The organism is Actinomadura sp. 9N407, from assembly GCF_044326315.1.
GTDB lineage: Bacteria > Actinomycetota > Actinomycetes > Streptosporangiales > Streptosporangiaceae > Spirillospora.
In genome coordinates this window covers 1-10,861 of sequence record NZ_JBIRAW010000046.1, presented here as the reverse complement: position 1 = coordinate 10,861, position 10,861 = coordinate 1, and the positions used below count along the sequence as shown (strand labels likewise).

At 72.6% G+C, this 10,861-nt stretch carries 7 protein-coding genes and 1 pseudogene; 3 read left to right on the top strand and 5 right to left on the bottom strand.

The genetic code is table 11. The features are described from left to right. Positions 1 to 79 precede the first annotated feature (79 nt). Complete coding sequence (locus ACH34Q_RS42725) at positions 80 to 1,087, top strand: CDP-alcohol phosphatidyltransferase family protein (protein ID WP_395988942.1); 1,008 nt, start codon at positions 80 to 82, stop codon at positions 1,085 to 1,087. Positions 1,088 to 1,148: 61 nt separating this feature from the next. On the opposite strand, the gene ACH34Q_RS42720 is transcribed toward ACH34Q_RS42725, so the two are convergent. The 5 genes from ACH34Q_RS42720 to wecB form a co-directional block, all read right to left on the bottom strand. Beyond that, positions 1,149 to 3,188 (bottom strand): glycosyltransferase family 2 protein, encoded by a 2,040-nt coding sequence (locus ACH34Q_RS42720; RefSeq protein WP_395988941.1) that lies wholly within the window; start codon positions 3,186 to 3,188, stop codon positions 1,149 to 1,151. A gap of 124 nt (positions 3,189 to 3,312) precedes the next feature. Next, positions 3,313 to 4,875 carry a hypothetical protein gene (locus tag ACH34Q_RS42715; protein ID WP_395988940.1) on the bottom strand — a complete coding sequence of 521 codons (1,563 nt, stop codon included), beginning with the start codon at positions 4,873 to 4,875 and terminating at the stop codon, positions 3,313 to 3,315. Positions 4,876 to 4,934: 59 nt separating this feature from the next. Beyond that, positions 4,935 to 7,085 (bottom strand): glycosyltransferase, encoded by a 2,151-nt coding sequence (locus ACH34Q_RS42710; RefSeq protein ID WP_395988987.1) that lies wholly within the window; start codon positions 7,083 to 7,085, stop codon positions 4,935 to 4,937. Positions 7,086 to 7,171: 86 nt separating this feature from the next. Continuing rightward, positions 7,172 to 7,855, bottom strand: a complete 684-nt coding sequence (locus ACH34Q_RS42705; protein WP_395988939.1) for a hypothetical protein — start codon at positions 7,853 to 7,855, stop codon at positions 7,172 to 7,174. Beyond that, entirely contained in the window at positions 7,848 to 8,948 is a 1,101-nt protein-coding gene (wecB, locus tag ACH34Q_RS42700) for a non-hydrolyzing UDP-N-acetylglucosamine 2-epimerase (RefSeq protein WP_395988938.1), read from the bottom strand. Before wecB ends, ACH34Q_RS42705 begins: the two co-directional genes overlap by 8 nt. 24 nt (positions 8,949 to 8,972) lie before the next feature. Between wecB and ACH34Q_RS42695 the strand changes: the two genes are divergently transcribed. Beyond that, positions 8,973 to 10,571 carry a glycosyltransferase family 4 protein gene (locus ACH34Q_RS42695; RefSeq protein WP_395988937.1) on the top strand — a complete coding sequence of 533 codons (1,599 nt, stop codon included), beginning with the start codon at positions 8,973 to 8,975 and terminating at the stop codon, positions 10,569 to 10,571. Between the two features lie 37 nt (positions 10,572 to 10,608). Continuing rightward, positions 10,609 to 10,861, top strand: a pseudogene (locus tag ACH34Q_RS42690) (nucleotide sugar dehydrogenase); the annotation flags it as partial.

The window sequence follows — 10,861 nt, the reverse complement described above, 5'->3', positions numbered from 1 at the left end:
GTGCCGGGACGGTCATTGATCTTGAGGTCGGCGATCCGCGGCCGGGGCGATCTCAGTGCATAGGAAAGGACACCCCTGGATGGCGAACTTCACGCTCGAGGACGTTCGGCAACGGACGTACAAGGCGCGTGACGCATGGTGGACGGTCATGCTGGTGGATCCGCTCGCCTCGCGACTGGTCCGCGTCACGGCCAACCGGACGAAGGTGACGCCCAACCAGCTCACCGTGGGCGCGCTGATCCTCGGCCTGGCCGCCGGCGTGTGCTTCGCCATGGCGTCCTGGCCCTACCTGCTGCTGGGCGCGCTGCTCTACCACCTGTCGTTCACGCTCGACTGCATGGACGGCAAGATCGCCCGGCTGAAGGGCACCGGCTCGGTCTTCGGTGCCTGGCTGGACTACATCTTCGACCGCGTCCGGGTGCTGGCCTGCGCGATCGCGCTGATGGGCGGGCAGTACGCGGCGACCGGCAACGTGGCCTACGTCTGGACGACGGTGGCCGTGGTCTTCCTGGACATGCTCCGCTACATGGACGCCCTGGAGATCTACAAGGTCCGGGCGCAGATGCGCGGCAAGCTGAACACGCTGCGCGCCGAGGCCCAGGAGCTGGAGCTGGCGGTCCAGCAGGCCGGCCGCGACGAGATGGGCGAGGACCTCCGCTCGGCCGAGGGCGCGCTGCGTCCCGACCCCGAGGCGGACATGGAGGACCAGGTCGTCGGCGACAACCCCAACGTCGAGCTGCAGGCCGGGTTCAACAAGCGGTTCCCCTGGTACGCCCGGATCCGCAACGGGCTGCGGCGCGGCCGGATCCGCCCGCACCTGATCAGCGGCATCGAGTTCCAGATGGGCGTGTTCATCGTCGCCCCGATCGCCGCCGCGATCATCCCGGGCGCGATCATCCCGGTGATCGCGCTGTCGGGGGCCGGGATGCTGGCCTTCGAACTCGTGATCATCTACAAGTTCTGGCTGTCCACGCACGACTACAGCCGCAGCCTGGCCAAGCTGGAGACCAGGATCGACGGCTACCGCCGGCAGCTGCCCGCCGAGCGGCCGCTGGAGGCCGAGGCCGCGGTCGGCAGCGCGGGCTGATCCGCCGCTGACGCACGTCCGAAGGCTCCCCGGCCGCCTGGCCGGGGAGCCTTCGCCGTCTTCACGCACGCTTGCGGACCAGCCGGCGGATCCTGGACACGGCCGCGTTGCCGATCCGTACCGAGCCGATCCGGGTCGTGCCGGTCCGGGCCGAGCCGGTCCGGGCCGCGCCGATGCGCGCCGTGCCGATGCGCGCCGTGCCGACTCGAACCGAGAGGTTGCCGCGCACCGTGCGGAACGGCCCGGACCGGCGGCCGGCGGACGGCAGGTCCGCGCCGGCCGGGGCGCGGAACTCGCCGGTGGCCGAGCCCGCGGTCACCTCGTACGAGGCGTCCCAGATCCCCCTGCGGGCGCCCTGCAGGTCGAGCTCGGCGGAGACGTCCAGGCTCTCGGGCCGCCGCTCGACCGTGGCCTCCGCCGCCCGCGTCTCGCCGGTCTCCCGGTGCCGCAGCAGGGCTCGCACGCTCACCGCGGTGCCATCGTCCGGCAGGGCCGTCGCGAGCACGGTCTCCAGCCGCAGCGTCCCCGACGGCCGCCGCGCCGGCTCGGCGGGCTCGGCCGGGGCCGGCTGCCCGCCACGGCCTCCCACGTGCAGCGCGAGCGCGCCGATACCGCTGGTGAGGTACGGCGTCACGAGCGGCCGGCCGGTCCTGACCATCGCGATCCGCCCGCCCGGCGACCGCACGCCCTGGGCCGCGACCAGCCGCCCCTCGTGCGTCAGCCGCTGGATCGTGACCACGACCCAGGCGTCCCACCGGCCGGGCGCCGGCCCGGCCGCGCCGAAGTCGATCTCGGCGACCAGCTCGGGATTCTTCCTGCCCTCAGCGGGCCCTTCAGTGGATGGAGTCGCCCGGCGGAACGGGATGCGGTACTCCGCACCGTCCGGCCGCCGCCGCAGGACCAGCTCCTCGCTCTGCTCGCCGTCCCCGACGCCGTCGACGAACGCGTAGCCGCGTACCAGCAGGCGGCCGTCCCGCCACTCCAGCCCGGTGAGCCTGCGCCGCCAGCCGAGCGGCCCGTGGACCTCGAAGACGTCGTCGGGGATGGCGAGCTCCGGGTCGCGGAACCCGGGATAGGCCAGGTACGCGCGATCCCCGTCCACCACGATCGGCGGCGGGTCCACCGCGTGCCGCCGCGCCGCCTCGTCGACCAGATCGTCCAGGCCGTGCCGCAGCGCGTGGTCGAGGACCCGGCTGTAGGGGGACAGCGCCGCCATGATCTCCGGGTTGCTCCAGGCCCCGGCGAGCTCGCGCGCCGCGTCCCGGGTGGCGCGCCGCTCGTCCTCGGAGAACGCCTGGTAGCGCGGGTCGAAGCGGGAGAACACCTCGATCGCGAAATGGCGGCGCAGCAGCCGGTCACGGACCGGGCCAGGCCCCGTCCGCTCGGCCACGAACGCCATCAGCCGCTTGATCTCCGGGAAGTACGTCTCGGCCGGTGCCCCGCCGCGCTGGAGCGCGCTGGTGCCGTCATTGCGCTCGACCCAGTAGTAGCAGTCGTAGTCGGCCAGGACGGACACGCCCTTGGCCTCGAAGTACGCCCGTACGGCGAAGATCTGGTCCTCGCCCGACAGCATGCCCTCGGGGAAGCGGATGTGGTGCCGGTCCAGCAGGCCGCGCCGGTAGAGCTTCAGCGCGGTGATGCTGCCGTAGAGGTTGGGGACCGCGTCGTAGATCGTGGTGGACTCCACGGTCTCGCGGAAGAGGTACGGGTTGACCTTGCGGCCGACCCCGACGTACTTGGGCACCACCACGTCGGTCTCGTTGGCGTCGGCCATCGCGCAGCAGCGTTCCAGCGCCTCGGGCGCGAGATGGTCGTCGGCGTCGAGGAAGAAGACGTACTCGCCGGTGGCCCGCTCGATCCCGACGTTGCGCGGCCGGCCGGGACCGCCGGACGCCTCCTGGTGGACGACCGTGAACCCGCGGCGCCCCGCCGCCAGCCGGTCCAGCTCCTCCCCGCTGCCGTCGGTCGAGCCGTCGTCGACCGCGATGATCTCGACCTGGTCGGGCGGCAGGCTCTGGTCGAGCACGGAACGGATGGTGCGCTCCAGCGTCGACCGGCCGTTGTGCACGGGCACGATGACACTGACCTTGGGCGTCCCCATGAGCTCCATTCCCCGATTTCTGCGACAAGGGGGCGTATTTCCCCACTCATGTGGGTCACGTACCCGAGACGTGAGGAGGACGCTCCAGACCGGCCGGAAGTTCACCTGTCGGGAGGAAGAAGGATCACGTACTTGAGGAAGGCTCCTTCGCCTCCGCAATCACCGCGGGCTCAAGGAGCTCAGCGGCCTCTCCAGCGGACTCCTCGGTCTCGGCAGGCTCGGCCGGGACCGGAGCGGGCCGGCCCTCGCGCCTCCCGGGAACGATCGCCAGCGCGGCGGCCAGGGCCGCGAACGGGATCGCCGGCGGGACGTAGCGGTAGTCGAAGTCGGCCGTCGCGGCCGGGATCACCAGCAGCGCCGCGCCCAGCGCCCACGGCAGCAGCGGGGCCCCGCCGAAGCGGCAGCGCGGCCGCAGCCGGATCAGGATGCCCACCAGCCCCACCGCGAGCAGGCCGCCCAGCACCGGTCCCGGGAGGAACCAGCGGTCCTGGTAGTCGCGGATCCAGGTGGCGTACGGGTCGACGACACTGACGCGGCCGTCCGGGCCGTACTTCTCGGCGAGGAGCAGCTGCTCGTCCGCCCAGACCTCCCCGACCGGAAAGCTGAGGTTGGCGGCGGTCCAGGGCGTCGGGTACGGATCGCGGCCCGTTCCGAACGCCCGCAGCGTGTCGCGGACGACCACGCCCACGTAGTCGCCGAACTGCTTCTGGATCGCCAGGTCGGCGAACCTTCCGGCCCTCTCGTTGCCCTCGTCGCCGTAGATGCCGCCGGGGATGGAGTTGAACGGCGAGTCGTCGGTCCACAGGACGCGGAACGCGGGCGCGATCCGGGGGTCGGACGGGGGCTTCGGGCACATGACGACCAGTTCGGGCGGCGGGTCGAGCTTGGCGCAGTCGGCGAAGGCGGCGGTCCGCCCGTACAGCCAGACGCTGTCGGCCTTGGTGATCGCGAAGGCGTCCCAGTGCCCCTGGTACCAGTTCATGTACGCCGCGAACGGGACCGTGAACGTCACCACCGCCGCCGCCACGGCCGCGAGCGTGCGCCGCCAGCCCGACCAGCGCAGCAGCAGCGCCAGCACGATCAGCGCGATGAACGGCAGCCCGGCCAGCCGGGTGAGGGCGGCGGACGCGACGAGCAGGCCGGCCGCCGCGCCCGCCCACCAGGACGCCTCGTCCCGCCACAGCACCACGGTGACGGCGGCGACCAGCAGGAACACGAACAGGCTGTCGGCCAGCATCATGTGCTCGGCCTGGATCAGGTTGCCGTCGTACAGCACCGGAACGGCGGCCGGGGCGGCGAGCAGGCCGGGGACCCAGAGCCGGCGCGGCCAGGCGCGGCGGGCGGCCCGCCAGACCAGCGCGTACACCATGATCCCGGCCGCCACCCCGAGCGCGGCCTGGACGAGCAGCACGACGGAGAAGCTCTGGAACGGCTCCAGCGCCCGCAGGAAGATCGAGTAGGCGCTGGGACGCCCGATGTGCGGCCGGAACTGGAGGGCGGCGTCCAGGTAGCCGTGGGAGTCACCGGACCACAGCGGCGCCGGGTAGCCGCGCGCCGCGATCACCCGGATCGCGACGGCTCCGGCGAGCACCGCGGCGAACAGGGCGTGCGCGGCCGCGAACCGTCCCGCCGCACGCCGCCCCACCGCACGCCTGATGGAGCGGTGCAACCGGGGACGGGGAATCACCCGCAGAGCCTACCGAGAGCGCCGTGCGCGCGGCGCGCGCCGCGCGGCCGGTGCTTCGCTCACACGGCCGGGACGGGCGGTGCCAGGTCCCCGGCCAGCAGGTCGGTCCACTGGCGGCACACCTCGTCGAGCGCGTACGCGCCGCGTACCTGCGTCCGGGCGAGGGCGCGCTCGTCCTGCCAGCGCCCGTCCCGTACGGTCGCGCCGATCGAGGCGGCCATCGCGGGCGCGTCCTGGTGGATCCACCGGGTGTCGTAGATGCTGTCGGCGCCCGGCCAGCCAAGGAGCACCGGTACGGCCCCGGAGGCCATTCCCTCGGCCGGGGCGAGGTGGAAGCTCTCGTCGTCGCTGGTCGACAGCACGAAGCCGATGCGGCGCAGCCAGGCCGCGACGTCCCGCCCGTACGCGTCGAACACCACCCCGCCCGCCAGCAGCGGCGAGCGGCGGATCCGCCGGAAGACCTCCTCGTAGTGGGCGCGCTCGTCCGCCCGCTCCCAGATCCACCAGTACTCCCACGGCAGCTTGGACTTGACGAAGAGCGTGAAGCGCGGGTCCTCTCGGCGCAGCTCCTCCAGGGCGTCCAGGGCCAGGTCGAGCCGCTTGCGGGACGGCGCGATGCCGATCATCCCGAGATGGTGCTCGGCGCCCGGGAGCTTGGGCCGGTCGAGCTGGAGATCGTCCACCCAGTTGGGGACGACGACGACCTTGTCCGCCGGCCAGCCGGTCACCTCCCGGGTGAGATCGGCGTAGTGCGGGCTGACGCAGATGACCTGGTCGACGGCGTCGATGTCGAGATGGCGGGGCCACGCCGCGTACAGCTCGAAGCGGTGCAGCCGTACGAGCAGCCGCTGCCCGGGCCGCTTGTGCGCCGCGTACCAGAGGGCGTTGGGGCCGCACCACTCGCAGACGACGACATCCGCCCAGTCGGCCAGTTCCTGGCTGCGCTCGGGGTCGTGGACCTTGAGCGCCGCCCAGTGGTCGACCCGTACCTCCATGTCGGGCCGCGACCTCAGGTAGTCCAGCAGCCGGCTGAAGAACTTCAGGTCGTGCCCGGCCACACCGACCCGCAGCTTGCGCCCCTGCGGGGCCGGGGCGGCGGCGACCGCGCGGGCTGCTTCCAGTACGGCGTCGGACGGCTCGGGGAACGCCTGCCCGAGGTAGCCGCGCAGGCGCTCGGCGGCGGCCTCCAGGCTGAAATCGGCCGCCGCGGCCCGGCAGCGCTCGACCGCGAGCGTGTGGACGTCCGGGTTCTTGCCGATCAGGGTGAGGGCGTCCACCACGTCGTCCTCGGTGGCCGCGAAGAGCGGGTAGTCGGTGCCGAGCAGCCGCTCGTGCATCGGGGTGCGGTTGAGCACCACCGGCACGCCCAGCGTCCCGCACTCCAGCACCTTGGTGGACAGCTCCAGGCTGGCGTCCATCTCCGGATCCCGCCAGGACAGGCCCACGTCGCAGGCGGCGGTGAGCCGCATCGCCTCCGCGCGCGGATGCCCGCCGTGCCAGACCACCCCCTGGCCGGACTCCAGCGCGGTCCGCATCCGCTCGGCGTAGCCGGGGTCCTTCGGGTCGTCATGGATCTTGTCGCCGACCATGTGCAGCTCGGCGTCAACACCGCGCCGTGCCAGCAGCCGGGGCAGCGAGGCCATCTCGCGGGTGTTCCAGCGGGGCGCGAACTTGCCCGTGTAGACGAGCTTCAGCGCCCGTCCCTCCGGCGGCCCGTCCGGCCGTCCGGTCATGCCGTCCGGCAGGACGACCACGGGCGGGAACAGCACGCTCTTGCCCGCCGTGGCCGGTACGGCGCTCTCCAGGAAGCCGCGCAGCTCCTCGGTCTGGCACAGCAGCACCCGGGAGGCGTCGGCGATCCGCCGCAGCTCGCCCTTCGCCGAGCCGGCGAACTCCCCCGCCGACTGCGGGACGTCGGTGAGATACGTCCACATCCGCCCGGCCAGCGGCCCGGCGGCGAGCTTGCCCGCCAGGCGCCGTCCCCGGACGACGACGAGGTCGAACGGGTCGGCCTCGTCGATCGAGGCGAGCACGGCGGCGGCCTGCTTGGGCTGCATCCCGGCCTCCCCCTCGACCAGGCCCTCGGCATGCGGGCTGAGGACGGTCACGCCGGGCAGGGCGCGCAGCGGATCGACCAGCCGGCCGGTCCGTACGGGCGCCTTGAGCACCAGGGTCACCGCGCAGCCCGCCTTGGCCGCGGCCTGCACCATCCCCTGGGCCCAGATCGCCGAACCGTCGATCAGGTTGAGGTCGACGTCGCCGTAGACGAGGGCGCGTGGTCGCACGGAAGTTCCTTTCACGGTGCTGCGGGCTCCAGAAGGGCTGGAAGCTGGTTGAACGTGGTGGCGCGGGCGTCCCAATCCAGGGCGGCGAGGGTCGGCGGTGATGCCTCTCCCCACAGGACGAGCGGCAAACCGCGTTCCCGGGCGAGCCGGCGTACCTCGTCCAGTGCCCGGTCACGGTCGTACATGCCGGGAACGCCCAGGTAGGCCCAGGGCCCGCCGGGCTCTCCGGCCGCCGCGTCGACGACCAGCAGATCGGCGTCGGCCTTCTCCAGCGCGATCGCGGCGTCGTGCGGGAGGAGCGAGATCACCCGGGACCGCTCGCCCAGCCGGGCGGCGGCGTCCCGGCCGAGGACCCCGGCGATGATCAGCCCGTCGTACGGCTGGGACACCAGCAGCCGGTCCTCGGGCCGGTCCAACCGGTCCGGCTGGACGCGGTCGCTCTCCCGTACGGTCGGCGCGACCGCCGGGATGTGCCGCTTCTTCCACAGCCGGTACAGCTCACGCGGCAGCCGCACGCCCCGCTGCTTGGGAGCCCGCGCCGCGCCCGCGACGAGCCGCCCGAACTGCACGGTCGTCGAGGTCTCCAGCGCGATGATCCGCCGCTCCAGCTCCTGGACGCGGCCCTCGCGCTCGCGGAGCGCGGCGCGCAGCCGCGCCGCCTGGCGGTTGGCCTTCGCGGCCGATGGGTCATTCACCGAGGAACTCCATGATCACGTCTGCGATGCGCGGGCCCGCGGCACCGTCCCAGAGCGGCGGCTTCCGCGTCCCCTCCCCGCGCTCGGTCTCCAGGGCTTTGCGGGTTTGGGGTACGAGGTCGTCGAAGGTGACCAGGCGGTTGGTGCCGTGGGTGATGGTGATGGGCCGTTCGGTGTTGGGCCGGATGGTCAGGCACGGGACGCCCAGGATGGTGGTCTCTTCCTGTAGCCCGCCGGAGTCGGTGACGACGGTGGCGGCGCCGCGTACGGCGGCCAGGAAGTCGATGTAGCCCAAGGGCTCCAGGACGTGGACGCCGGGGTGGGTGTCCAGGCCGGCGGCGATCAGGTTGGCGCGGCCGCGCGGATGCACGGGGATGACCAGATCGGCCAGGTCCGCGACGCCGTGCAGGTGCTTGACCAGGGCGGCGGCGGTGGCGGGGTCGTCGACGTTGGCGGGCCGGTGCACGGTGGCCAGCACGTACCGCTCGGGCAGCCCGTGGGCGGCGCGGACGGCGGCGGTGTCGAAGTGGTCGAGGTTCTTCAGCAGCGTGTCGATCATGGGGTTGCCGACCAGGTGGGTGCGGCCGGTCGGGACGCCTTCGGCGGCCAGGTGGCCGATCGCCTCGGGGCTGGTGACCAGGCACAGGTCCGAGAGCTGGTCGGTGAGGCGGCGGTTGACCTCTTCGGGCATGGTCATGTCGAAGCTGCGCAGCCCGGCCTCGACATGGGCGACCGGGATGTGCAGTTTGGCCGCGACCAGCGCGGCGGCGATCGTCGAGTTCACGTCGCCGTACACCACGATCAGATCAGGGGTACGGGCCAGGAACTCCGCCTCCAGGCCGATCATCAGCGCGGCCGTCTGGGCGGCGTGGCTGCCCGAGCCGACGCCGAGGTTGACGTCGGGTTCGGGTAATCCGAGCTCGCGGAAGAAGATCTCCGACATCCGCTCGTCGTAGTGCTGCCCCGTATGAACGACCGCCTGCGCGGCCCCCCGGGCCCGCAGCGCATCGATCACCGGCGCCGCCTTCACGAAGTTCGGCCGGGCTCCCAGAACGTGCACGATGGACGCCAACACAATTTCCCTTCTGTTCATCGGGGTCGCCTACGCTCGCCCGCCGTGCTCAAAAAACCCGTCTACCTGCTCGGACTCACCTGGCGGCAGCTCCGCGACGATCCGGGGCGCGCGCCCCGGCTGGCCGTGCGCCTGCTGTCCCGGGTCGTACCCGGCCGCCCCGGCGCCGCACTGCGCGGCTCGCGCCTGGCGGTCCCCCGTCCCCGCGATCCGGCCCGCGAATCCACCGATCTGCGCGCCCTGCTGGCCGTCGCTGCGGCTCCTCGCGAACGTTCCCGTACGGCCTCCCGGACGGGAGCGCCTGACGAGGGCGGCGTCCTGCAGTTCGTGTCGAACGCGCTGCCGCTCACCAACGCGGGCTACACCGTACGGACGCACCGGATCGCCCTGGCGCAGCGCGAGATGGGCTTCGACACCCACGTGGTGACCCGGCTCGGCTACCCGCTCAGCCAGGGCCTGAGCGACACGCGGGCGGCCGTGGAGGTCGACGGCGTCCCGTACCACCGGCTGCTCCCCTGGCTCCCGGCGAAGGACCCGGTGCGGGACGTCGGCAAGAGCGCCGACCTGGCCGGGCGCCTGGTGGAGCGGGTACGGCCGCGCGTGCTGCACGCGGTGAGCAACCACCTGAACGCGGCGGTCGCGCTGGAACTGGGCCGCCGGCACGGGCTGCCGGTGGTGTACGAGGTACGCGGCTTCCTGGAGGACTCCTGGCTGTCGCGGGACCCGGCACACCAGGAGGGCGATGACTTCTACCGGCTGACCCGGGAGCTGGAGACCCGCCGGATGGCCGAGGCGGACGCCGTCGTCACGCTGGGCGAGGCGATGCGCGCCGAGATCGCCGGCCGGGGCATCGATCCGGAGAAGATCATCACGGTCCCGAACGGCGTGGACGGCGCGTTCCTGGAACCGCTGCCGGACGCCGCCGAACTCCGCGCCGAACTGGGCCTCGACCCGGACCTGCCGGTGATCGGGCTGACCTCGTCGTTCTACGGCTACGAGGGCATCGACACGCTCATCGACGCGGCGGCCCTGCTGCGCGAGGGCGGCACGCCCGTCACGCTGCTGCTGGTCGGCGACGGGCCCGAGACCGGCGCCCTGGTGCGGCGCGCGGCCGGGCACGGGCTGCCGGTCGACGACCGCCGTTCCGGCCAGGGCGGCGCCCGCAAGGACAGTGCCCGCCAGAACAGTGCCCGCCAGGGCGGTGCCGCCCGGCTCGGCGGCCGGAACGGCGGCGGCCAGGACGGCGCCCGGGTGGTGTTCACCGGCCGGGTGCCGATGGGCTCGGTTCGTCGCTATCACGCACTCCTCGATGTGTTCGCCGTCCCCCGCAGGGCGGACCGGGTCTGCCAATTGGTCACGCCCCTCAAGCCGATCGAGGCGATGGCGGGGGGAATCCCAGTAATAGCAAGTGATGTCAATGCTCTGCGCGAAATCGTGAAACCCGGCGTGACCGGCACGTTAACAGTTCCCGAAGACCCGGAGGCATGGGCGAATTCTCTGGCCGAGCTGATTTACAGTCACGAAGAGCGCCGAAAAATCGGACAGGCGGCCCGGGAATGGGTCAGCGCGGAACGCACCTGGCGAGCCGTGAGCACCCGCTACCGGAAGGCCTACGCAGCGACTGAGAACGCTGCGGTGACCTAGACGCAATGGCAGAGAACGCGAGAAGGGAGCCACCGGAATGATCGGAACGGATCTGGTGGTCGTCGGGCTCGGCTATGTCGGGCTCCCGCTGGCACGCGAGGCCTGCCGGGCCGGACTGCGCGTCGGCGGACTGGACCGCGACACCCGCGTCATCGACAACCTCAACGCAGGCCACTCCCACATCGACGACGTCGGCGACCCCGAGGTCGGCGAGATGCTCGCCGCCGGGTTCACCTCCAGCGCCGACGAGAACCTCCTCGACAGCGCCCGCACGATGATCATCTGCGTGC

Excerpts from the sequence above, each read along its gene's own strand:
- ACH34Q_RS42725 (WP_395988942.1), top strand. The coding sequence starts at position 80 with ATGGCGAACTTCACGCTCGAGGACGTTCGGCAACGGACGTACAAGGCG.
- ACH34Q_RS42720 (WP_395988941.1), bottom strand. The coding sequence starts at position 3,188 with ATGGGGACGCCCAAGGTCAGTGTCATCGTGCCCGTGCACAACGGCCGG.
- ACH34Q_RS42710 (WP_395988987.1), bottom strand. The coding sequence starts at position 7,085 with ATGGTGCAGGCCGCGGCCAAGGCGGGCTGCGCGGTGACCCTGGTGCTC.
- wecB (WP_395988938.1), bottom strand. The coding sequence starts at position 8,948 with ATGAACAGAAGGGAAATTGTGTTGGCGTCCATCGTGCACGTTCTGGGA.